This is a genomic window from Kitasatospora sp. NPDC087271 (assembly GCF_044744605.1).
Lineage (GTDB): Bacteria > Actinomycetota > Actinomycetes > Streptomycetales > Streptomycetaceae > Kitasatospora.
Genome location: NZ_JBIUYQ010000001.1, coordinates 311,253 through 333,359, shown reverse-complemented (window position 1 = coordinate 333,359; position 22,107 = coordinate 311,253). Strand labels below are relative to the sequence as shown.

The window sequence follows — 22,107 nt, the reverse complement described above, 5'->3', positions numbered from 1 at the left end:
GGGCGGACGGAGCGAGCGCGGAGGGAGCCCCATGCGAGAGGACGGGAGCGGCCCGATGCGCGCAGGCCTGTTGGGCTGGTACGGCCCGGGCCGCCGGGTGTGGAGCGAAACCCTGCTGCTGCTCGGCATCCTCGCGCTCACCGCCGAGGAGGGCCTCTCCCAGTGGGTCCACGCCGACGAGCCGTTGCGGCTGCCCCGGACCGTCGTGGCCGTCCTCGCCTCGCTCTCCCTGCTGTTCGCCCGCCGCTACCCGATGGCCTCCGCCGTCCTGCCGGTGCTCACCGGCGGCCTGTTCAACCGTGCCTTTCCCGGGCTGTTCAGCGTCTACTACCTCGCCTCCCTCGGCCGGACCGGCCCGGCGGCGGCCGGCGGCGCCCTCATCGCGATGGTGGGCGCGACCCGAGCCGATTCGCTGGTCGGCTGGGCGGGCACCACCGGATCCCAACTCCTCGTTCAGGCGGCGACCTTGTCCTTCGGCCTGTGGCTGCACGGCCGCAGGGTGCTGATCCGCACCCTGCACGAGCAGGTGGACGCGCTGCGCCGGGAGCGTGAGTTGCGCGCCGAACGGGCCCGGGCCGCCGAACGGGCCCGGATCGCCCGGGAGATGCACGACGTGCTCGCCCACCGTCTCAGCCTGCTGGTGCTGCACGCCGGGGTGCTGCGCGACCAGGCCCTCGCCGGTACCGTCGCCGCAGACCCGGACCGGCTCACCCACCGCCTCGAACTGCTGCGCACCACCGCCGCCCACTCGCTCGACGACCTGCGTGACGTCCTCGGCGCCCTGCGGGCCGACCCGCCGACAGCACCGGCCGCCGAGGAGGTGCCGGCCGCACCGCCCCGGGTGGCGCCCGTCCCGGTGCCTGTCCCGGCGCCCGCGCTGCGCGACCTCACCGAACTCGTCGGTGAGGCCACTTCGGCCGGGCAAGAGGTCGAACTGGCCCTCTCCGGCGACCCGGAGACCGTCCCCACCACCCACCGGCTGGCCGTGCACCGCCTGGTCCAGGAGGCGCTGACCAACGCCCGCAAGTACGCGCACGCCGCGCCCGTCACCGTCCGGGTTCGCTACGGGGCCCCGGCCACCACCGTCGAGGTCCGCAACGGCCAGGGGGAGGCGTCGCCGAACGGGCCGGGCACCGGCGGCGGGTACGGTCTGGTGGGGCTCGCCGAACGGGTCGACGCGCTCGGCGGCTACCTCGACGCGGGACCGGACGGTGGTGGCGGCTTCCGGCTCGCAGCCCGCCTGCCCGCACCGGAGCGCCCGCCGCGGACCGCGCCAGGGTCCGCGCCAGGGCCCGTCCCAGGACCAGGCCCAGAACCGGGACACGACCCCGGATCCGGCCCTTCCCCGGCCCTTGCCCCCTCCCCGACCCCGCAGCCGAAGGACGCCGAATGATCCGCACGATGGTGGTCGACGACGACGCGCTGGTGCGGCTCGGCCTCGTCGACCTGCTCGCCCAGGACCCGGCCCTCACCGTGGTCGCCGAGGCCATCGACGGACTGCAGGCCGTCGAACTCGCCCGCAGCCAGCAGATCGACGTGGCGCTCATGGACATCCGGATGCCCCGGCTCGACGGCATCGCCGCCACCAGGCGCCTGCGCGAACTGCCCGACGCCCCGCGCGTGATCGCGCTCACCACCTTCGACCTCGACGAGTACGTGTACCAGGCGCTCGCCGCCGGGGCCGACGGCTTCCTGCTCAAGGACACCCCGCCCGCCGAGATCGCCCGGGCCGTCCACGTCGTCGCCGGCGGCCAGGGGATGCTGCACCCGGCGGCCGCGCGGCGACTGATCGACCGCTACCACCGCACCGGTGCGCCCCGGTCGGTCGCCGCCCGTAACCGGGTCGCCGGGCTGACCCCGCGCGAGACCGACGTGCTGCGCGAACTCGCCGACGGGCTCTCCAACGCGGAGATCGCGGGCGTCCTCGGGATGCGCGAGAGCACCGTGAAGGCGCACGTCAGCCGGATCCTGACCGGGTTGGGCGTCGGCAACCGGGTCCAGGCCGCGCTGCTCGCGCGCGATTCCGGGCTGGTCGGGGACGGCGCCTGAGCCGGCACCGGGCGCTGTGGGGCGGTGCGGTGCGATGGTGCGATAGTGCGGTGCCGTCGTGGCTCGCGTGGTCGCTGGTCCTGCCGATGCGCGATGCCCGGTGGTGCGCGCGGTGGTGGGTGAGGCGTCATGTCGTCCGGTGTTCACGCGAGTGTTCCCGGGGCGTCGGACCGGGCTCCCCCTGAGCCGGTCGCGTGCTCCCGGTTCGTACCGCGCGCTGAGCCGTTGTCACCCATCCGGCGTGGAAATCCCGCGCCTTGGCGGTTTGCGCTGCCGAACCCGGGCGGCGGGTCCATGGTGGAGATGGGCGCGATCCGGCGACCGCGCCCGCGCGCCGATCCAGGCCCGCGCGCCGCGCGCCCGCCGCTGTTCTCCGACGGGTGTCCGAGGCTGAGGGCCCGGTCCCGGCACGCTGGGAGCAGGGCCACCTCGCAGGAAGCCGAACGGTTCTTCTAGGCTCACATCTCGGCTTCCCTGCGGCGGTCCGGCCCGTTGCGCCCGCCGTCAGGAAGCCGCCGTCCACGGGGCCCCGGGCGGACCGGGGCCACCGGATCGAGCGAGGAGGACGCAATGCCAAGCACGCCGCCCAGCCGTTCCACCGCACTTGGGCCAGACGGTCCGTTCCGAAGGGCCGGGCACCATCCCGGTCGATCGGCGCGGTCCGGCCGGGCCTGGCAGCCGGGTTGGGGTGGCCGGCCGGTCCGGCCGCTGAATACCGGCGGCGGCCGCGGAGGCGAACGTTGAGTCCCCAGATCGTCGGGTCGCCCGCCGCGCCGAGTGCCGCCGCCCCCGACGGTGACTCCGCCCCCGCGCCCGCCCCTGCCTCGGACCGCGCCCCCGTCGACCTCCCGGCCGCTGCTGACGGTGAGGCCCTCACCGCTACCGCTACTGCTACCGCTACCGCTCATGCCACGGCCACGGCCACGGTCACCGTCACAGCCTCGGCCACCGCTGCCGCGACCGCCGCACTCCCCGGCCTGCCGCAGGCCCTCAGCACCCGTGCCCGTACGCTGGCCGGGGCCGTCCGGCGCCGGTGCACGGACCTGGCCCGGATCGAGTCGCCCAGCGGAGACGTGCCCCGACTCGACGCTCTCGCCGAGGAGTTGAGCGCCGGGTTCAGCGCCACCGGTGCCACCGCGCGACGCGAGCCCGGGCCGGCCGGTGACCACCTGGTCCTGGAGTGGGAGGGACAGGACGAGACGCTGCCGCACCTGTTGATCGTCGGCCACCACGACACCGTCTGGCCGGTCGGCACCCTCGCCGACTGGCCGGTCACCGAGCAGGACGGTCTGCTCAGCGGCCCCGGCGTCGTCGACATGAAGGGCGGACTCGCCATCCTGGAAGGCGCGTTCGCCCTGCTCGCCGACCTCGGACAGCGGCCGCACCGCGCCGTCCGGCTGGTCGTCGTCTCCGACGAGGAGGTCGGCAGTCCGGACGGACGGCGCCTGGTCGAGCGCCAGTTGCGCGGCGCGGCCGCGGTCCTCGGGCTCGAACCTCCGCACCCCGACGGCCGGTTGAAGACGGCTCGGCGCGGCAGCACCCGGGTCCGGCTCACCGTCACCGGGCGTGAGGCCCACGCGGGCAACGACGCCCACGACGGGGTGTCGGCGGTCGACGAACTCGTCGACCAGCTCGTCGTCGTCCGCGGCCTCGCGGGACAGCCGGGGACGGAGCTCAACGCCGGTCGGATCAGCGGGGGTTCGCGGGCCAACGTGGTCGCGGGCCGGGCCGAGGCCGAGCTCGGCCTGCGGTTCTCCACCGTCGAGGCGCAGCGCCGTACGCTCGACAACCTGGCTCGGCTCACCGCGCTGCGCCCGGGGGCCAGGGTCCGGACCGAGGTGCTGTCCAGCCGTCCGGCGTGGCCCGAGCGCACCGGTAACCCGCTGCTGCGGCACGTTCGTTCACTCGCCGCGGTGCTCGGGCAGCAGCTGGACGGCGGTCCGGCGGGCGGTGCGGGGGACACCAATCTGCCGGGCTCGCGCGGGCTGCCGACGCTGGACGGTTTCGGCGCGGTCGGTGCCGGCGCTCATGCCCGGCACGAGCACATCCGGCTCGACCAGCTGGCACCCCGGATCGCCCTGCTGGCCGCGCTCCTCGCCGTACCGCTGCCGAGGCTGCGCGACCGCACGGAGGGTTGAGCGGGCTGCCGGCGGCCGGGGGCTGTCGGCGAACAGGGAACAGGGAACAGGGAACAGAGAACAGAAGACGGATGACAAGTAACAGCTGACAGATAACAGCTAACAGATAATGAAATCTGTTAGCTGTTATCTGCTTGTCGCCCGCCCGCCCGCCTGCCCGCCCGCCGTGGCCCGCCCGTCGACGACTGTCCGCCGCCCGGAACCCCGCCCCTCACCCGCGTCCCTTGCCATCCCTCCACCTCGCCGCGCAGAATGGTACCGACCGAACGGTCAGTCGGTTGGCGCCGTGGGCGCCGGCGCGGGACACGAGAGGTGATCGTGGTGACAGCAGAGGTGGCCGAGGCGGTCCCCGCGCAGGCGCAGGAGGACCGGTTCGAGGCGGTCGTCGCCGCCGAGCAGCGGATCGAGCCCAGGGACTGGATGCCCGACGCCTACCGGGCCACGTTGGTCCGCCAGATCGCCCAGCACGCCCACTCCGAGATCATCGGCATGCAGCCCGAGGGCAACTGGCTCACCCGCGCCCCCTCGCTGCGCCGCAAGGCGATCCTGCTCGCCAAGGCCCAGGACGAGGCCGGCCACGGCCTCTACCTCTACGCCGCCGCCGAGACCCTGGGTGTCGACCGCGCCGAGCTGACCGAGAAGCTGATCTCCGGCCGGCAGAAGTACTCCTCGATCTTCAACTACCCGACCCTCACCTTCGCCGACGTCGGCGTGATCGGCTGGCTGGTCGACGGCGCCGCGATCTGCAACCAGGTCCCGCTGTGCCGCTGCAGCTACGGCCCGTACGCCCGCGCGATGGTGCGGATCTGCAAGGAGGAGTCGTTCCACCAGCGTCAGGGCTACGAGCTGCTGATGACACTGATGCGCGGCACCGAGGCGCAGCGCCGGATGGTCCAGGACGCGGTGGACCGCTGGTGGTGGCCGTCTCTGATGATGTTCGGGCCCCCGGACGCCGACTCGCCGAACACCGCCCGCTCGATGGCCTGGCGGATCAAGCGGCACACCAACGACGAGCTGCGCCAGCGCTTCGTCGACATGACCGTCCCGCAGGCCGAGCACCTGGGCGTCACGCTCCCGGATCCCGAGCTGCGCCGGAACGAGGAACGCGGCGGCTGGGACTTCGGCGAGCCGGACTGGTCCGAGCTGACCAGGGTCATCCACGGCCAGGGCCCGTGCAACGCCCAGCGGGTCGAACGCCGCCGGACGGCGCACGAGGACGGTGCCTGGGTCCGTGAGGCGGCCGTCGCCTACGCGGCCAAGCGCCGCGCCGAACAGTCCGCCGAACCCGGGCGGCCCACCGGATCCGAACCGCCCGTCGAAGCCGGGCAGCCCGGGCGTACGGGCGAGCCCACGGAACAGGAGAACGGAAAGTGACCGAGTCCAAGGCCGGCTGGCCGCTGTACGAGGTGTTCGTGCGCCCCCGACGCGGGCTGAACCACGTCCACGTCGGTTCGCTGCACGCGGCCGACGACCGGATGGCCCTGCTCGCCGCCCGCGACCTCTACACCCGCCGCAACGAGGGCGTCAGCCTCTGGGTGGTCCGCTCGGACGCGATCACCGCCTCCACCCCGGACGAGCGCGACCCGTTCTTCGAGCCCAGCGGGGACAAGGTCTACCGCCACCCGACCTTCTACGACATCCCCGAGGATGTCCCGCACATCTGACGGGGGAACCGCCATGCAGGACCACAGCACGCAGGTCGGCGCTGACGTCGACGCCGCCGACCACGTCTACCTCGGCCTCGCCGAAGCCACGCCCGGCCCCGAGGGCGAGGGCCGCTGGGCGTACGGGACGGGCTTCGCCGACCCGCTGCTCGGCGTGGACACCGCCGTGCCCGCCGGAGTGGACGGTGCGGACCTCGCCGCCTACTGCCTGATGCTCGGAGACGACGCCCTGATCCTCTCCCAGCGGCTGATCGAGTGGTGCACGCGGGCGCCCGAACTGGAGGAGGAGGTCGCGCTCGCCAACCTGGGCCTCGACCTGCTCGGCCAGGCCCGGCTGCTGCTCACCCGGGCCGGCCAGGCGGACGGCTCCGGCCGCACCGAGGACGACCTGGCCTACTGGCGGGAGGACCACGAGTTCCGCAACGTCCGGCTGGTCGAGGCCCCGAACGGCGACTTCGCCCACTCGATCGCCCGGCTGCTGCTGTTCGCCACCGCGCGCTGCGCCCTGTACGAGGCGCTGAGCGCGCACCCGGACCCGGTGCTGGCGGCGGTCGCCGCCCGGGGCGTCAAGGAGCTGGCGTACCACCGCGAGTACGCCACCGCCTGGACGCTTCGGCTCGGTGACGGCACGCCGTACTCCTCGGCGCGGATGCAGGCCGGGCTGGACGCGCTCTGGCCGCTGCTGGAGGAACTGTTCACGGCCCACCCGGTGGAGCTGCGGACGGGCGCCGATCCGGCGGCGCTGCGCGAACCGGTGCTGCGCTCGCTCGGCGCCGTTCTCGCCGAGGCCGGGCTGACCGTACCGGACGTGCGGCCGCTGGCCACCGTGCTCGGCCGGGCCGGCCGGGACGGCGTGCACACCGAGGCGCTCGGCCCGCTGCTCGCCGAATTCCAGGTGCTGGCCCGCGCGCACCCGGGGGCGACGTGGTGAGCGCGGCGCTGACGGAGCGCGGGACGGCCTGGGAGGTCGCGGCGGCCGTGCCGGACCCGGAGCTGCCCATGCTGACCCTGGCCGACCTGGGCGTGCTGGCCGAGGTGGCGGTGGACGACGGCGCGGTGACCGCCTGGCTGACCCCGACCTACTCGGGTTGCCCCGCCGTGGCCGAGATGGCCGCCGACGTGGACCGCCGGCTGCGCGCGGCCGGGTACCGGGACGTCCGGGTCCGGCTGCGGCTGGATCCGCCGTGGTCGACCGATCTGATCACCGCCGAGGGCCGCCGCAAACTCGTCGAGGCGGGTATCGCCCCGCCGCGTCCGACCTCCGCCGTCGGCGTGGCCGGCCCGGTCCCGCTCGCGCTCGGTCCCACCCGCACCACCGCTCCGGCCGGCACCTCCGCTGCCGCTTTCGCTTCCGCAGCCGCCCCCGTGCCCTGCCCGCGCTGCGGCGGCGCGGACACGGAGGAGCTGTCCCGCTTCGGTTCCACCGCCTGCAAGGCGCTCTGGCGCTGCCGCGCCTGCCGGGAGCCGTTCGAACGCGTCAAGGAGATCTGAATGCCCGCCGCTTCGCCCGCCGCGTCCCAGGCCGCCGCCTCCCAGACCGAAGCCTCCGCCGCCGCGCACGCCGACACTCCCGCTGAGGCCGCGGTGTCCACGCTGCGCCCCGCCCGCCGCCCGACCTTCCACCGGCTGCGGATCGAGCGGGTCGAGCGGCTCTGCGACGACGCCGTGGCGGTGACCTTCGAGGTGCCGGACGGGCTCGCGGCGGACTTCGTATTCCGGCCGGGGCAGACCCTGACGCTGCGCAAGGTGGTGGACGGCGTCGACGAGCGCCGCTCGTACTCGATCTGCGCCCCCGCCGACGGGCCGCTGCGGATCGCCGTCCGGGAGGTGCCCGGCGGGCTGTTCTCCCGGTGGCTGGTCCGGGACGCGGGGCCGGGCGAGGAGGTGGACGTGCTGACGCCGTCGGGCCTGTTCACCCCCGACCTCGGCGTTCCGGCCGAGCACGTGCTGCTCGCGGCCGGTTCCGGCATCACCCCGATGCTGTCGATCGCCGCGTCCGTCCTGGCCGCCGACCGCAGCTCCACCGTCACCCTGCTGTACGGCAACCGGCGCAGCGACACCGTGATGTTCGCGGACGAGCTGGCCGACCTGAAGGACCGCTACCTCGGCCGCTTCCAGCTGGTCCACGTCCTGTCCCGGGAGACCCGTGACGCCGAACTGCTCAGCGGGAGGCTGGACCCGGAGCGGGTGGGGGCGCTGCTGGGGGCGCTGGTGGATGTCGGGAGCGTCGGGCACTGGTGGCTGTGCGGCCCGTTCGGGATGGTCGCGGGGGCGAAGGAGCTGCTCGCCGGGCTGGGCGTGCCGGGCGAGCGCGTGCACCAGGAACTGTTCCACGCCGAGGACGAGCCGGTGTCCGAGCGACCGGAGGACCGGGACGGCGCGGCGGGAGCGGCCGACGGCCCGCACAGCGAGGTCACCGTCGTCCTGGACGGGCGCGGCAGCACGCTCTCCCTGCCGTGCGACCGCTCGATCCTGGACGGTGCCCAGCGCTCCCGCCCCGACCTGCCGTTCGCCTGCAAGGGCGGGGTCTGCGGCACCTGCCGTGCGCTGGTCACCGAGGGCGAGGTCGAGATGCGCCGCAACTTCGCGCTGGAGGAGAAGGAGCTGGCTGCCGGCTACGTCCTCACCTGCCAGGCCCGCCCGATCACCGACCGGGTGACGGTCGACTACGACCGCTGAGCGGCCGACCGCCCCGCCCTTCCCCTCCTGACTGCTTCAGACCACGGCCGGGGCGGGCAGCCCGGCCGGGTCGCCGAGCAGGTGGACGAGGTCGCTGACGGCGGCGCGACCGGCCCGGTTGGCGCCGATGGTGCTGGCGGACGGGCCGTAGCCGACCAGGTGGATGCGCGGATCGGCGGTGGCACGGGTGCCGGTGAGCGCGATGCCGCCGCCGGGGGAGCGCAGCCCGAGCGGGGCCAGGTGGCCGACCTCCGGGCGGAAGCCGGTGGCCCACACGATCGCGTCCACCGCCAGCTCCTCCTCCCCCCAGGCGACGCCGTGCTCGGTGAGCCGGTCGAACATCGGGCGGCGGTGCAGTGCGCCCAGCTCCTCGGCACGCCGGTAGGCGACGGACGGGCCGAGCCCGGTGACGCTCACCACGCTGCGCACCGGCAGGCCCTGCCGGACCCGTTCCTCGACCCTGGCGACCACCGCGCGCCCGTACTCGGGGGTGAACGGCCCCTCGTGGTAGACGGGCGGGGTCCGGGTGACCCAGACCGTCTCGCCGACCGCCGCCACCTCGGACAGCACCTGGATCGCCGAAGCGCCCCCGCCCACCACCAGGACGCGCCGGCCGGCGAACTCCCCGGGGCCGCGGTAGTCGGCGTAGTGCAGCTGGCGACCGGCGAAGTGGCCCGGGTAGTGGGGCAGGAACGGGCGGGTCCAGGTGCCGGTGGCATTGATCAGCGCCCGCGTGGACCAGGTGCCGTGGTCGGTCTCGACCAGCAGCCGGGAGTCCGGGCGGTCCGACTCGGCGCGCACCGCGCGAACGGCGACGGGGCGTACGACCGGGAGCGCGTGCCGGGCCTCGTACGCCGCGAAGTACCCCGGCACGACCTCGCGCGCCGGGGCCTCGGGGTCGGGCGCGGGGAGTTCGGCGTCCGGGAGGTCGTGGAAACCGTGCACGGTGGCCATCCGCAGGGACGGTGAGCGGTGCGCCCAGGCGCCGCCCGGCGCGGGGTTGGCGTCGAGCACGACGAAGCCGCCGTCGGCGTCCGCCCGGTAGGGGGCGAAGCCGCGGCGGCGGAGGTGGTAGGCGGCGGACAGTCCGGCCTGTCCGGCGCCCACCACCAGGACGTCCACCACCTGAACGTCCACTACCAGGACGTCCGCGTGCCGCTGCCCGCCATTGGTTGCACCGTAAACAGTCACGCCGGTGAAACATCGGGGGTGCGGCGGGTGTTCCCGCGTCCGCGGGTGCTTGCGGTCCCGCCGCGTGGCGCCCCGCGCGGGCGGCGCGTCAGACGACCGGGGAGATCACCGCGGCCGTGCCGTAGGCGCAGACCTCGGTGCCGACGTCCGCCGCCTCCGTCACGTCGAAGCGCATCATCAGCACCGCGTTCCCGCCGCGCGCCTTGGTCTGCTCGATCAGCCGCTGCATCGCCTCGTTGCGGCTCTCGACCAGGGTCTTCGTCAGGCCCCGCAGCTCGCCGCCGATCAGCGACTTCAGTCCGGCGCCGATCTGGCTGCCGAGGTGGCGGCTGCGCACGGTCAGCCCGAAGACCTCGCCGATCACATGATCGACCCGGAAGCCGGGGATGTCGTTGGTGGTCACGACCAGGACGTCGGCGTTCGGGCCCTGCCCGCCGCCGTACTCGTTGATGTCAGCCATGGGTCCATCCTGCCGTGTCGTACGTCCGAGTGATCGAGGCGGGGCCGGGCGATGGCCGAGAAGGGGTCCAGAAGCTGGCTCAGACCGGTGATCGGGCGGCCGAAAGGCCGTACCGTAGCCCCATGGGCGAGCGAAGCGATCATCCACAGGGGCCGGGCGCGGCGGAGGACTCCGGCGCGCAGGAGATCGAGGCGACGGTGGTGCTGGGCCTGCGGATCACCGACTGGCCGGCGCTGCGCGCCGCCGCGATCAGGGCCGTCGAGGAGCTGGTGTTCGAGGGCGTCGACCCGGCCGGCCAGCGCCGCGAGCTGCTGCGCGAGGTCTCCGAGGACGCCAACGCGGCGCTCGGCGCCCTGCTGCACCCGGACCGGCTGGTGGCCGCGATCCCCGGGGTCGAGGCGATCGGCGGCACGCTGGAGATCAGCGTCACCGAGGACTTCGCGCCGGACTTCGCCGAGCTGTTCCCGCTGGAGGGCGACGAGGACGAGGACGGCGGCGCCGGCGCGGACTGGACCCTCACCCCGCGCACCGCCTGCCTCCTGCACGCCCAGCTGATCGGCCTGGCCGACGCCGCCTACGACGACTTCGACGAGCACGGTGACGACCCGGTCGTCGACGGCGAGGACGCCGACTGGGCGGTCTACGCCCGCCTGCCCCAGCGCACCTGGCGGCTGCACCGGAACTGGCGCCGCGCCATGGCCCGGGCCTTCGACGACCTGGCCGACGACCTCGCGCTCGGTGAATGGCCGCTGCCGCGATGTCTGGCCGAGGACATCGGGCTGCGGATGGCCCTGGTGGACGCCCGGGCCCTGCTCGGCGCGCAGCCCGAGTCGGTGGCCGACATGATGGGCGGCCTGCCGGCCGACCTGTACGACTACGACTGGGACGGCTGTCACGACGAACTGTTCGGCGTCTACGGACCGGACGACGGCGACCCGGAGCTGGGCGCCGAGCAGCGCACCGAGGTGCTGCTGGCGGCCACGCACCCGGAGGGCTGGTTCCTGACGTACGAGGACGCGGAGGCGCGGGACCCGCAGCGCGGCTACCGGCGCTGACCGGCCGTCGGGCCGGGTTGGCCCTGGTCGGGATGGTGCGAAGTGCTCTTCGGGCGCTGCGACGGGTGGGCGACTAGGCTGCGGGCATGTCCGATACGTCTGATGTGCGTGCGGTACCCGGGGGGCCGGACAGGGCGGACGGTCCGGAGGGCCGGGACGACCAGGTGCTCAGCCGGATCGCGCTCGGACTGGACGGTGTGCAGGCCGCCCAGCGCGGGCGGACGGCCGAGGCGCGGGCCAGCTTCGAGGCGCTCTGGGCGGCGCTCGGCGAGCGGGGCGACGTCTTCCACCGCTGCGTCCTCGCCCATTACCTGGCCGACCTACAGGACCATCCGCAGGACGAGCTGGAGTGGGACCGGCGGGCGCTGGCCGCCGCCGACTCGCTGACCGCCGAGCGTGCCCAGACCTACGAGTCCGCGCTCCAGGTGCGCGCGTTCTACCCCTCGCTGCACCTCAACCTGGCCTCGGACCACCTCAAGCTCGGCGAGCCCGACCTCGCGCGCGAGCAGCTGGAACGCGCCGTGCGCAGCCTGGACGCGCTCCCCGAGGACGCCTACAGCGCGGGCATCCGGTCGGCCGTCGACGAACTGCGGCAGCGGCTGCGCTGAGCGGCGGTGTGCGGGGGCGAAGGTGTGCGGGGGCGGGGGTGTGCAGGGGCGGGGGCGTGCAGGGGCGGAGGTGGAGATGGCGGCGGCTCGGGTGGTTCGGGGCGGGTCGTACGGGGCTCCCGGCACCGCGTGATCACCGGGGTGGCGGGGCTGGCATGCTGGACGGGTGACTTCTCCGTTCGACACCCCTGCTCCCGATGCCGCTTCCGATTCCGCTCCGGCGCCCGTTGCCGCCGCCGACGACGCCCCGGCCCCGGCGGACCGTGACGCGCGGCCGCAGTACGTGCTGCCGCTGCTCGTCCGGCTGGAGAAGGCCACGCCGCCCGGGCGGACCGACGCGCTGGAGACCTCGGCCCGGGCGGTGCTCACCCTGCTGTCCGACTCGCGGGTGACCGACGCGGACGGCGAGTGGGCGGAGCGGGTCGAGGCCTGGGAGGACGCCCGGATCCGCAAGGTGGTCCGGCGGGCCCGTGGCGGGGAGTGGCGCCGGGCGGGCGAACTGCCGGGGATCACGGTGAGCGGACGGGAGGCCGAGGTACGGGTGTTTCCGCCGGTTCCGTTGGACGGCTGGCCGAAGGACCTCGCCAAGCTCCAGGTCTCCGGGACGGACTTGGAGGAGACCGCCGAGGTCGGCGCTCCTGAGCCCGGGTTGCCGGTGCTGTGGCTCAACCCGGAGCTGGAGATGAGCGCGGGCAAGACGATGGCGCAGACCGGCCACGCCGCCCAGCTGGCCTGGTGGCGGCTGGACGAGGCGCAGCGCAAGGAGTGGGCCGAGGCCGGATTCGCGCTCGCGGTGCGGACGGCCCCGGCGGAGGCGTGGGAGGGGCTGGTCGCCAGCGGTCTGCCGCTGGTCCGGGATGCGGGCTTCACCGAGATCGCGCCGGGTAGCTGCACGGTGATCGCGGACCACCCGGCATTGCGGGGGACTGCTGAGGTCTGACAGCGAGCTCGGCCCTGCCTCGGCTCACCCGCCACTGGGCCGTGAACGGGCATGGTGGCGTCCCGACGGTTTGACGACGGAGAGCACGACGTTGGCGACGTACACCGACAGCGCGACGATCGGGATGATCACCAGGTTGTAGCGGGTGAATCCGAGGTGCATGTCCGCGATGGTGCCGGTGGGGTGCTGGTCCACCAGGTGGGCCGCTTCGTGCAGCCGGGCAGTGAGTTCGAAGATCGAGGCGGCGGTGGCGGCCAGGGTGAGCCAGAACTTGACGGCAACCCAGCGGTACCTGAACAGGCGCCAGGGGGTGCCGAGCGCGAGGAGCAGTCCGGTCAGCAGGGAGAGCAGGCTCAGCGGGAAGACCAGCGCGTCGCCGAGGAGCGGCATCATCCGGTAGGCGCTGCGCAGGGTCTCCGCGCTGTCCGTCAGCAGCCCTGTCGCGCCGAGTGTGAGCAGGCAGAGCATCAGGCCCAGCCAGCTGACCGAGCTGACGATGTGCACGACCACCGCGCTCTTGCGGGCAGTCGGTGAGAGGCGGAAGTTCTTGGGCTGCCGGGCGCCCGGACGGGGCGTTGCCGCGGAGGACGCGGCGGGGGTGGTCATACGGGGTCCTTCGGGAGGCGACGGGGGAGGGGGCCTGCGTCAGGCTCTCGTGGCGAGCGCCGTGGTTGCCGGCCGGTGGCTGCGGCCGGCCACCGGCGTCAGAGCATGATGCGCCCGCCGGCCACGTCGATCGTCAGGCCGGTCAGCCAGGACGACGACTCGGACGCGAGGAAGAGCGCGGCGTGAGCGACATCGGCGGGCACTCCTGCGCGGCCCAGCGGGAACTGCCTGACGATCAGCGGGAGCTTGTCGGCGGGTATGCGCTCCTGCTGGCTCTCCGTCATGATCAGGGACGGAGCGAGGCAGTTGACCCGCACGCCGTACCGGCCCACCTCCTGTGCGACCTGGCGGGTGAACATCAGCACGCCCGCCTTGGCCGCCGCGTAGGAGGCTGCGGCACCGCCGGGAAGCCGCCCGGCGGTGGACGCCATGGTGATGATCGAACCGCTGCCGCGCTCGATCATGCCGGGCAGGAAGGTCTGCACGGCCAGGAAGGTGGTGGTCAGGTTCAGGTCGACCACCGAGCGCCAGTGCTCCAGGCTCATCTGCTCGATCGGCACCGGGTCGCCGCCTCCGCCGACGAACGCGCAGAGCACTTCGATCGGACCGACGGACTGCTCGGCCTGTGCACGCAGCCGCACGAGGTCGGCGGGATCGGTGCAGTCGGCCGTCATCGCGACCGCCGTTCCGCCTGCCGCGCGGATCTCGCCGACCGTCCGGTCGACGGCACTCCGGTCGCGGCCGACGACGGCTGCCTTGACACCGTTGGCGGCCAGGGCCTTTGCCGTCTCGGCTCCGATGCCCCGGGAACCTCCGGTGACGAGGGCGGCCTTGCCCGCGAGATCGGGATAGGTGGGCAGTGGCGTGGTCATCGGTGTGGCTCCGTGGGTTCTCGGTTGACGGTGAATCGGCCGGCGGGCGGCGTGGTCTCGTCAGACATGGGAGGGGACCGTGGCGTCATCGGCTTCGGCCGGGCGTCGCGCCGGTTGAGGGCGCCGGCCTGGCGGCCGGCGCGTCGCCCCGGACTGATCCGCCGATGCGGGCACCTGCCGCCCGTGCCGACCCCAGGAATCCTCGTCGCCGCGCCTGCACGCCGTCGTCGCCCGAGCGGCGGCCGTCGGGATACTCCTGCTGACGTAGCGTCGCGTCCCGGTGGTACGACGCTGGGAGGAGGTCGAAGTGCCAGTCTCAGACCAGCTGCTGACACGACACAAGGCGAATGCTCTCTTGGTGGCCGAGCCCTTGGTGCGACCCGCGGCCGAAGCACCAGGCCCGTGTGAGGGCGGCCGGCGATCCGGTACCCCCGCGGGCGTACGGCGGAAGCCTTCCTCCGGAGGACGCCCCGGCGCGGCCGGCGCGGTGAACTGAACCGCGCCGGACGTGGGCCTTCCAGCCGGCGCCGTCCCTTGCCTGGAGGCTGTCGACCTTGTCGTCCTTCACCTCGCCCCGCCGGTCGTCCGCGGGAGCGCTCAGCGGCATCCTGTACGTGCTCCTCTTCGTGGCCAGCCTCGTCATCAGCGGCATCACCGCGCCCTCCGGGCCGTTCGCCACCCCGTACTCCAGTGACGACGTGGTGCGGAAGTACCTGCTCGCCGATCCGGCGGCGCTGCACCGCTCGCTTCAGGTGGGAGCCCTGTTCCAACTGCTCTCGGCGCTGGCGCTGCTGGCGTTCGTCCCCTGGCTCACAGAGTTCGTGGGCCGCTACGGCACCCCGGTGCGGGCGGGTGTGGTCCGGGCGGCGGGCAGTGCGTCCGGGGTCCTGCTGGTGCTGTCCGCGAGCGCGGGTTGGGTCCTGTCGCTGCTGGGCACCGCCGCGGACCTGCCGGTGTCCCGCGCCCTCATGGACCTCGCCTTCATCACCGGCGCCGCGCCCGCGATCGGTACGCTCGGCGTGGTCCTGTGGCAGGTGTCGCGCACCGCGCTGGTGAGCCGGGCGCTGCCCGCCTGGGTGGCCTGGTCCGGACTGGCCCTGTCCGCCGCGAGCATGTTGTCTCTGCTCTCGCTGGTCGCCGAGCCGGCCACGCTGCTGATCCCGGTCGGACGTTACGTCGGCTTCCTCTGGTTCGTCGCGGTGAGCCTGACGCTGTGGCGTCGGGACGGCGGCACCCCCTCCACGGGCCAGTCGCGTACTACGGCGGGAGTAGCTGCGCCCGCACCCGCGAGCTGATGCCCGGGTGTGGCGCGCCGCACTAGCCTTCCGGCATGAACGAGTTGCGCCCGTCGTGGAAGCCGCCGTGGAACCGGTCCGGCCGGGCGGGCCTGCCCGTGCTCTCGTCGCTGGCCGTCGCCTGCTTCCAGGTGGCGGGCACGGTCGGCGCAGGGCACCGGCAGCCCGACCGCGTCCAGCTCGACGCCCTCGGCTACGCGCTGCTCCTGCTCGGCCCCGCCGCGCTGCTGCTGCGCCGCCGCCACCCGGCGGCGGTCATGGTCGGCACCACGGCGGTCACCATCGGCTACCTGCTCGCCGGGTACCCGTACGGCCCGGTCTTCGTCAGCCTTGGTGTGGCGTTCTTCGCCGCGGTCCAGTGCGGGCAACGGCGGGAGGCCTGGGCCTGCGGCGGCGCCTTCTACGCCGGTCAGCTGCTGATGAGCTACGCGGTTCCGCACGACTGGCTGCGGGCCAAGAGCTGGCAGGCCAACGCCTGGCAGGAGTTGGGCCTCACGGCGGTGCTGCTGCTCATCGCGACCGGTGCGGAACTGGCCCGGACCCGCCGCGAGCAGTCCGCCGCCGCCAGAGCCGCCGCGGAGGAGGCACAGCGGCGCCGCGTCGACGAGGAGCGGCTGCGGATGGCCCGCGAGCTGCACGACATCCTGGCGCACAGCATCTCGTTGATCCACGTTCAGGCCGGGGTGGCGCTCGAACTCATCGACGCCCGCCCGGAACAGGCCAGAAGCGCCCTGGCGACGATCAAGGCCGCCAGCAAGGAGGCCCTGGGCGAGGTCCGGCAGGTCCTCGGCACGCTGCGCGGACCGGGGGCCACCGCGCCGCGCACTCCCGCCCCCGGCCTGGACCGGCTGGACGAACTGGTCGACCAGGCCGGCCGGGCAGGCCTGACCGTCAGCGTCCGTTCCGAGGGCGTCTTCGGGGAGGTCCCGGCCGCCGTCCAGCGGGCCGCCTTCCGGATCGTCCAGGAAGCCCTGACCAATGTGATCCGCCACTCCGCCGCCCGGACGGCCTTCGTGCTGCTCTCCCGGACGGCCGACGGCCTCACCGTGCAGATCGACGACCCGGGCCCGGTGGGCGGCGGCGACGCGGGCGGCTCGGGAGCCGGACTGATCGGGATGCGGGAGCGGGTCGCCGCCTTCGGGGGCACCCTGGAGGCGGGCCCGTACGACGCGGGCTTCCGAGTCCGGGCCCGCCTGACGAGGGGTGACTGATGATCAGGGTGCTGCTGGTGGATGACCAGATGCTGGTCCGGGCCGGGTTCCGGGCGTTGCTCGACGCCCAGCTCGACGTCGAGGTGGTCGGCGAGGCCGACGACGGCGAGCAGGCCCTGCGCCTCGCCGTCGAGCTGCGCCCCGACGTGGTGCTGATGGACATCCGGATGCCCCGCCTCGACGGCCTGGAGGCCACCCGGCGGATCGGGGCCGACCCGGAGCTCGGCGGGGTGCGGGTGGTCGTACTGACCACCTTCGAGCTCGACGAGTACGTCTTCGAGGCGCTGCGGTCGGGCGCGGCAGGGTTCCTCGTCAAGGACGCCGAGCCGGCCGAACTGCTCCGGGCGGTCCGGGTCGCTGCCGCAGGCGACGCGCTGCTCTCGCCGGGCGTCACCCGGCGCCTGATCGGAGAGTTCGCCGCCCGCTCGAAGGAGCCGCGGGCGGTCGGCCTTGAGATGCTCACCGAACGCGAACGCGAGGTGCTTGCCCTGGTCGGGCTCGGGCTCTCCAACGAGGACATCGCACGCCGCCTGGTGGTCAGCCCGCTGACCGCCAAGACGCATGTCAGCCGCGCCATGGTCAAGCTCGGCGCCCGCGACCGTGCCCAACTGGTCGTCCTAGCCTACGAGTCCGGCCTGGTCCGCCCCGGCTGGCTCGGGTGACGAGTGACAGATGGCAGCGAACAGATGGCAGCGAACAGATAACAGACTTCGAAATCTGTTATCTGTTATCTGTTCGCTGTTTGTTGCCATCGGCCACCGGCCCACCGCCCGCCGTCGGGCGCTACTCGCCGGAAGCCTGGTGCCGCCGGATCGCCCGCAGCCCGCCGCAGGCGGCTGCGGCCGTCCAGAGGGCCATGATCAGCAGTCCGGTCCAGTGGCCGTAGTGGATGCCGGCCTCGGTCCGGGTGTGCATCGCGTACAGGCCGGCCCGGTCGGGCAGGAACTGGCCGACCTCGCGGACGCCGGGGATGGCCGCCAGCCAGGTGGTGCCGAGGAACACCATCGGGCCGAGCAGGCCGAGCGCGGCGCTGAAGTTGCCCAGCATCGTGGTCAGTCCGAGGCAGAGCAGTACCAGCAGCGGGTGGTAGAGCACGCCGGCCACGAAGCTGCGGGCCAGGCCGGGGGTTGACCAGTCCAATCCGACGGTGGCGTCGACGGCCAGGAACGAGCCCGCCGTCGACGCCAGCCCGAGCAGCAGGCCCAGCCCGGCTCCGAGCGTGAGCTTGGCGCCGTACAGCCGAGCGCGCCGGGGGACGGCGATGAACGAGGTGCTGATCATGCGGGTGTTGAACTCCTGCCCGATCAGCAGGATCCCGAGGCAGGCCACGGCCACGTGCCCGAAGAGCAGCCCGTAGTAGATCCCGTTGGCCGGGTCAGTGCCGGGGGCCACGGTCTTGGGGTCGGAAGCGGCGCTGACGGCCGCAGTGACCCCGACGGTCAGGACCAGGGCGACCAGCGGGGCCGCCCACTGGGAGGGCAGGGTGGTGAACTTGATCCGTTCGGCGCGCAGGGCGTGGGCCGCGCTCATTGTCATCTTCCCTTCGTTCGTGGTCACTTGGCGCGCCGCAGGGCGAGCAGGCCGCCGTAGGCCGCGGCGCCGGCCCACAGGGCCATGATCAGCAGTCCGGTCCAGTGCCCGTACGAGACCTGCGGGTCGTCGGCGTAGTGCAGTGCGTACTGGCCGGCCCGGTCGGGCAGGAACTGGGCCACCTGCCGCACCCCGGCGACGCCGCCGAGCAGCGGCGAGAGCAGGAAGACGACCGGTACCAGCAGTCCCATGGCGGCGGTGAGGTTGCCGAGCAGCGCGGTCGCGCCGAGGCAGAACACCACCAGCAGCACCGGGTAGAGCACGCCGGCGGTGGCGCTGCGGACGAAGGCGGGGCCGTCCCAGTCGCCGGGGACGGTGGCCGCGTACCCGGCGAAGGCGCCCGCCGTGCCCGCCGCGCCGACGCCGAGTCCGACCAGCGCGCCGAGCGTGAGCTTGGCGCCGTACAGCCGTCCGCGCCGGGGGACGGCGGTCAGCGAGACGTCGATCATGCGGGTGTTGAACTCCTGGCCGATCAGCAGGACCGCGAAACAGACCAGCGCGGCCTGGCCGAAGTTGAGCCCGTAGAAGACGCCCACGCCGGGGTCGTCGGTGAGGTTGTGCTCCGAGCCGCCGAGGGCCGCACCGATCGCCGTGGTGGTGCCCACGGTGAGCGCGAAGGCGAGCAGCGGGGTGATCCAGAGCGAGCGGAGGGTGGCGAGCTTGATCCGCTCGGCGTCGAAGGCGCAGAGGTGGTGCCGGAGAGTTGAGTCGGGGCTCATGCGGTGGCCTCGGCGCGGTACTCGACGCTGTCGGCGGTCATCCGCATGAACGCCTCCTCCAGCGAGTCCTGTTGGACCGCGATCTCGTACAGGACCACGCCGTGTGCGGCGGCGAGCGAGGCGATCTGCTCGGGTTCGGCGCCGGTCACCTCCCAGGCGCCGTCGTCGACCTCGGTCGCGGTGAGGTTGTCGGCGGTGTCCGACTGCCGGAGCAGGTCGCCGCCGAACAGGGCGGCGAGCTTGGCCGAGTTGACGGCCCGGACGCGGATCCTGGTCCGGCCGTGATGGTCGATGAACTCGGCGGTGGCGGCGTCCGCGAGCAGCCGACCACGGCCGATGACCACCAAGTGGTCCGCGGTGAGCGCCATTTCGGTCATCAGGTGGGACGACACCAGCACCGACCTGCCCTCGGCGGCCAGTTCGCGCAACAGGGTGCGGATCCAGCGGATGCCCTCCGGGTCGAGACCGTTGACCGGTTCGTCCAGCAGCAGCACCGGCGGGTCGCCGAGCAGCGCGGCGGCCACCCCGAGCCGCTGGCGCATACCGAGGGAGAAGCCGCGGATCCGCCGTCCGGCGGCGTCCGTCAGGCCGACCTGGGCGAGCACCTCGTCCACCCGGCGCGGCGCCAGGCCGTTGCTCGCCGCGAGCCAGCGCAGGTGGCCGGCGGCGGTGCGGCCGCCGTGCAGGGCGTGGGCGTCCAGCAGGGCGCCCACCTGTCGTAGCGGCTGGACGAGTTCGGTGTACCGGCGGCCGCCGACCAGGGCGCTACCGGCGGTGGGGCGGTCCAGGCCGAGGATCAGGCGCATGGTGGTGCTCTTACCGGCGCCGTTCGGGCCGAGGAAGCCCGTCACCAGGCCGGGCCGGACCTCGAAGGACAGGTCGTCGACGACGCGCCGACCGTCGTACTCCTTGGTGAGGCCCTGGATCTCGATCACGGCCGCGCTCCCCTCTCGGTGCTCCGGTGCCGGGTCGTCCGGCTAGTGGTCACATTCGACCGGAGCGGGCCGTACCGGCGGATCCCGCCGGAGTCGGGAGCCGCCTCCCTCCCGGGAGGGAGGCGGCGGCAGGCCGGCGGGGGAGCCCGGGCCGACCGCTGAGCTGGCAGGATGGTGGAATGCCCAGGATCCTCGCGCCGCTGCTGGCCGGCGCCACGTACGCGCGCCTGCTGCACCTGCTGGTCGGGTGGATCTTCGTGGGCGTCGTCCTGATGATCTACCCGGGGACGTACCACAAGAGCCTGGGCGAGATCGTGGTCGCCGGCGCCGCGGTGGACACCGCCCTGCTCGCCCTGGTCGCCCTCGTCCCCGCGACGCGGCGCGCCGAGGGGGTGCAGGCGCGGCTGCTGCTGCTGCCCGACCGCGAGGAGGACATCGCCGCCGAGTCCTCCCGCACCTGGGCGGACCGGCGGCGCACCGCCGGCTGGCTGATCGGGCGGGTCGTGCTCGGCTCGGTGGTCGGGTTCGCGACGGCCTTCGGCCTCACCAGCGGCTACGACCTGCTGACCGGACCGGACTCGTTCTGGTACCTCCCGCTCGCCCCGGTGCTGGTGCTCGGCTACGGCTGGCTGGTGGTGTCCGCCGGGCGCCTCCAACTCGCCATGGCCGTGAGGCTGCTGGGGCCATCCCCGGCGGAGCGGCTGGCGGAGGCGGAGCTGCGCGCCGAACGGCTGCTGGAGCGCAACAGGTTGGCCCGCGAGCTGCACGATTCCATCGGCCACGCACTGACGGTGACGGTCCTTCAGGCGGGTGCCGCGCGGGAGGTCGGGGACCAGGTGTTCACCGCCAAGGCGCTCGAAGTCATCGAGGAGACCGGCCGCCGGGCCATGGAGGACCTCGAACGCACCCTCGTCCTGCTCCGCGAGACGCCGGAGGGTACGGCCGGCAACGGAACGGCCACCGAACAGCCCGGTGTCGACCAGTTGCCCGCACTGTTCGACACCGCACGGTCGGCCGGGAGCCCGGTCGAGGCGCGGATCGAGGTGCCGGCGGGCGCGCTGCCCGGGGTGCTCTCCCGCGAGTCCTACCGGATCGTCCAGGAGGGTGTCACCAACGCGCTCAAGTACGCGCCCGGCGAGCCGGTCAGCGTCCGGATCGCCGTTCAGGGCGGGCAGTTGGAGCTGCGCTGCGCCAATCGCCCGGCGGTCGGCGGCGTTCCGGCGCGTCTCCCGGGCGGCGCGGCGGGCAAGGGCGGCAAGGGGCTGCGCGGCATCCGGGAGCGCGCCACGCTGCTCGGCGGGGAGGCCACCGCCGGGGTTTCGGGCGACGGGGGCGGGGAGTGGGTGCTCGCCGTCCGGTTGCCCCTACGCTTGGGCTCGTGACGAACGATCTTGTGGGCGACGGACCGTCGAGGGGCTCCGCCGGGATGATCGACATCCTGCTCGCCGACGACGAGGAACTGGTCCGGGCCGGGATGCGGGCCGTCCTGGAGGCACAGGGGGACCTACGGGTGGTCGGTGAGGCCGCCGACGGCGCCGACGCGGTGGCGCTGGCCCGCACGCTGCGCCCGCACGTCGTCCTGATGGACGTCCGGATGCCGGTGCTGGACGGCCTGGCGGCCACCCGCGAGCTCCTGCGCCCCGGCGCGCCGGGGGACCAGCCGCCGAAGATCCTGGTCGTCACCACCTTCGAGAACGACGACTACGTCTACCAGGCGCTGCGCGCGGGCGCCGACGGCTTCCTGCTGAAGCGCTCCCGAGCGGCCGAGATCGCGCACGCGGTACGGCTGGTGGCGGCGGGCGAGTCACTGCTGTTCCCGGCCACGATCCGCCGCCTCGCGGCCGGCCACGGCAATCCCGCCGCCCGCGCGACCATGGAGCGGGCGGCGCTGACCGAGCGCGAGGCGGAGGTGCTGCGGCTGGTCGCGCGCGGCCTCAGCAACGGGGAGATCGCCGAGCTGCTGTTCCTCGGCGTGCAGACGGTGAAGACCCACGTCAGCAGTGTGCTGGCGAAGCTCGGGGCGCGGGACCGCACCCAGGCGGTGATCGCCGCGTACGAGTCGGGCTTCGTCGAGCCGTCGGAGTAGCGCAGAGCG

The 22,107-nt window shown here is 73.9% G+C and carries 23 protein-coding genes; 16 read left to right on the top strand and 7 right to left on the bottom strand.

Annotated elements, in window-relative coordinates; genetic code table 11:
• Positions 1-31: 31 nt before the first annotated feature.
• From ACIO9K_RS01440 to paaE, 8 genes are all read left to right on the top strand, one after another.
• Positions 32-1,393, top strand: coding sequence for a sensor histidine kinase (locus tag ACIO9K_RS01440; RefSeq protein ID WP_400325945.1), 1,362 nt, complete (start codon positions 32-34; stop codon positions 1,391-1,393).
• Complete coding sequence (locus tag ACIO9K_RS01435) at positions 1,390-2,049, top strand: response regulator (RefSeq protein ID WP_400325942.1); 660 nt, start codon at positions 1,390-1,392, stop codon at positions 2,047-2,049. The genes ACIO9K_RS01440 and ACIO9K_RS01435 overlap by 4 nt, the downstream gene beginning before the upstream one ends.
• A gap of 740 nt (positions 2,050-2,789) precedes the next feature.
• Positions 2,790-4,187: a M20/M25/M40 family metallo-hydrolase gene (locus ACIO9K_RS01430; protein ID WP_363616590.1), complete on the top strand. Its 1,398-nt coding sequence runs from the start codon at positions 2,790-2,792 to the stop codon at positions 4,185-4,187.
• A 252-nt stretch (positions 4,188-4,439) separates the two neighbouring features.
• Positions 4,440-5,561 carry a 1,2-phenylacetyl-CoA epoxidase subunit PaaA gene (gene paaA / locus ACIO9K_RS01425; RefSeq protein WP_400325938.1) on the top strand — a complete coding sequence of 374 codons (1,122 nt, stop codon included), beginning with the start codon at positions 4,440-4,442 and terminating at the stop codon, positions 5,559-5,561.
• Positions 5,558-5,851 (top strand): 1,2-phenylacetyl-CoA epoxidase subunit PaaB, encoded by a 294-nt coding sequence (gene paaB, locus ACIO9K_RS01420; protein ID WP_030056311.1) that lies wholly within the window; start codon positions 5,558-5,560, stop codon positions 5,849-5,851. Before paaA ends, paaB begins: the two co-directional genes overlap by 4 nt.
• A gap of 13 nt (positions 5,852-5,864) precedes the next feature.
• Positions 5,865-6,782 carry a 1,2-phenylacetyl-CoA epoxidase subunit PaaC gene (gene paaC / locus ACIO9K_RS01415; RefSeq protein ID WP_400325934.1) on the top strand — a complete coding sequence of 306 codons (918 nt, stop codon included), beginning with the start codon at positions 5,865-5,867 and terminating at the stop codon, positions 6,780-6,782.
• On the top strand, positions 6,776-7,342 hold the full coding sequence (gene paaD, locus ACIO9K_RS01410) for a 1,2-phenylacetyl-CoA epoxidase subunit PaaD (protein WP_400325931.1): 567 nt from the start codon (positions 6,776-6,778) through the stop codon (positions 7,340-7,342). Before paaC ends, paaD begins: the two co-directional genes overlap by 7 nt.
• Positions 7,343-8,530, top strand: coding sequence for a 1,2-phenylacetyl-CoA epoxidase subunit PaaE (paaE, locus tag ACIO9K_RS01405; protein WP_400325928.1), 1,188 nt, complete (start codon positions 7,343-7,345; stop codon positions 8,528-8,530).
• Between the two features lie 36 nt (positions 8,531-8,566).
• On the opposite strand, the gene ACIO9K_RS01400 is transcribed toward paaE, so the two are convergent.
• Positions 8,567-9,667: an NAD(P)-binding domain-containing protein gene (locus tag ACIO9K_RS01400; RefSeq protein ID WP_400325925.1), complete on the bottom strand. Its 1,101-nt coding sequence runs from the start codon at positions 9,665-9,667 to the stop codon at positions 8,567-8,569.
• A gap of 142 nt (positions 9,668-9,809) precedes the next feature.
• On the bottom strand, positions 9,810-10,181 hold the full coding sequence (locus ACIO9K_RS01395; protein WP_350875121.1) for a YbjQ family protein: 372 nt from the start codon (positions 10,179-10,181) through the stop codon (positions 9,810-9,812).
• A 122-nt stretch (positions 10,182-10,303) separates the two neighbouring features.
• On the opposite strand from ACIO9K_RS01395, the gene ACIO9K_RS01390 reads away from it, so the two are divergent.
• The 3 genes from ACIO9K_RS01390 (at position 10,304) to ACIO9K_RS01380 (ending at position 12,784) form a co-directional block, all read left to right on the top strand.
• Positions 10,304-11,236 carry a hypothetical protein gene (locus ACIO9K_RS01390; RefSeq protein ID WP_400325922.1) on the top strand — a complete coding sequence of 311 codons (933 nt, stop codon included), beginning with the start codon at positions 10,304-10,306 and terminating at the stop codon, positions 11,234-11,236.
• A gap of 86 nt (positions 11,237-11,322) precedes the next feature.
• Positions 11,323-11,844 carry a hypothetical protein gene (locus ACIO9K_RS01385; RefSeq protein ID WP_400325919.1) on the top strand — a complete coding sequence of 174 codons (522 nt, stop codon included), beginning with the start codon at positions 11,323-11,325 and terminating at the stop codon, positions 11,842-11,844.
• Positions 11,845-12,010: 166 nt separating this feature from the next.
• The gene (locus ACIO9K_RS01380; protein WP_400325916.1) at positions 12,011-12,784 is read left to right on the top strand and encodes an aminoacyl-tRNA hydrolase; all 774 of its coding nucleotides are present in this window, start codon (positions 12,011-12,013) and stop codon (positions 12,782-12,784) included.
• A 24-nt stretch (positions 12,785-12,808) separates the two neighbouring features.
• Here the strand turns inward: ACIO9K_RS01380 and ACIO9K_RS01375 are convergent, their stop codons facing one another.
• The gene (locus tag ACIO9K_RS01375; protein ID WP_400325913.1) at positions 12,809-13,390 is read right to left on the bottom strand and encodes a DUF2269 domain-containing protein; all 582 of its coding nucleotides are present in this window, start codon (positions 13,388-13,390) and stop codon (positions 12,809-12,811) included.
• Between the two features lie 98 nt (positions 13,391-13,488).
• Entirely contained in the window at positions 13,489-14,262 is a 774-nt protein-coding gene (locus ACIO9K_RS01370; protein WP_363616606.1) for an SDR family NAD(P)-dependent oxidoreductase, read from the bottom strand.
• A 554-nt stretch (positions 14,263-14,816) separates the two neighbouring features.
• Here ACIO9K_RS01370 and ACIO9K_RS01365 point away from each other — a divergent pair.
• From ACIO9K_RS01365 to ACIO9K_RS01355, 3 genes are read left to right on the top strand one after another with little or no spacing between them, the layout of a single operon-like run.
• A complete protein-coding gene (locus ACIO9K_RS01365; RefSeq protein WP_400325910.1) occupies positions 14,817-15,557 on the top strand; it encodes a hypothetical protein in 741 nt (246 codons plus the stop codon).
• Between the two features lie 35 nt (positions 15,558-15,592).
• Positions 15,593-16,768 (top strand): sensor histidine kinase, encoded by a 1,176-nt coding sequence (locus ACIO9K_RS01360; protein WP_400325907.1) that lies wholly within the window; start codon positions 15,593-15,595, stop codon positions 16,766-16,768.
• Entirely contained in the window at positions 16,768-17,430 is a 663-nt protein-coding gene (locus tag ACIO9K_RS01355) for a response regulator transcription factor (RefSeq protein ID WP_363616612.1), read from the top strand. The genes ACIO9K_RS01360 and ACIO9K_RS01355 overlap by 1 nt, the downstream gene beginning before the upstream one ends.
• A gap of 121 nt (positions 17,431-17,551) precedes the next feature.
• Here ACIO9K_RS01355 and ACIO9K_RS01350 read toward each other — a convergent pair whose 3' ends face one another.
• From ACIO9K_RS01350 to ACIO9K_RS01340, 3 genes are read right to left on the bottom strand one after another with little or no spacing between them, the layout of a single operon-like run.
• The gene (locus ACIO9K_RS01350) at positions 17,552-18,298 is read right to left on the bottom strand and encodes a hypothetical protein (protein ID WP_363616614.1); all 747 of its coding nucleotides are present in this window, start codon (positions 18,296-18,298) and stop codon (positions 17,552-17,554) included.
• A gap of 23 nt (positions 18,299-18,321) precedes the next feature.
• On the bottom strand, positions 18,322-19,077 hold the full coding sequence (locus tag ACIO9K_RS01345) for a hypothetical protein (protein WP_400325902.1): 756 nt from the start codon (positions 19,075-19,077) through the stop codon (positions 18,322-18,324).
• Positions 19,074-20,012 carry an ABC transporter ATP-binding protein gene (locus ACIO9K_RS01340; RefSeq protein WP_400325899.1) on the bottom strand — a complete coding sequence of 313 codons (939 nt, stop codon included), beginning with the start codon at positions 20,010-20,012 and terminating at the stop codon, positions 19,074-19,076. Before ACIO9K_RS01340 ends, ACIO9K_RS01345 begins: the two co-directional genes overlap by 4 nt.
• Before the next feature lie 179 nt (positions 20,013-20,191).
• On the opposite strand from ACIO9K_RS01340, the gene ACIO9K_RS01335 reads away from it, so the two are divergent.
• Together ACIO9K_RS01335 and ACIO9K_RS01330 are read left to right on the top strand one after the other, a co-directional pair.
• Positions 20,192-21,394 (top strand): sensor histidine kinase, encoded by a 1,203-nt coding sequence (locus tag ACIO9K_RS01335; RefSeq protein ID WP_400325897.1) that lies wholly within the window; start codon positions 20,192-20,194, stop codon positions 21,392-21,394.
• A gap of 44 nt (positions 21,395-21,438) precedes the next feature.
• Complete coding sequence (locus tag ACIO9K_RS01330) at positions 21,439-22,098, top strand: response regulator transcription factor (RefSeq protein WP_363579664.1); 660 nt, start codon at positions 21,439-21,441, stop codon at positions 22,096-22,098.
• Positions 22,099-22,107: the final 9 nt, after the last annotated feature.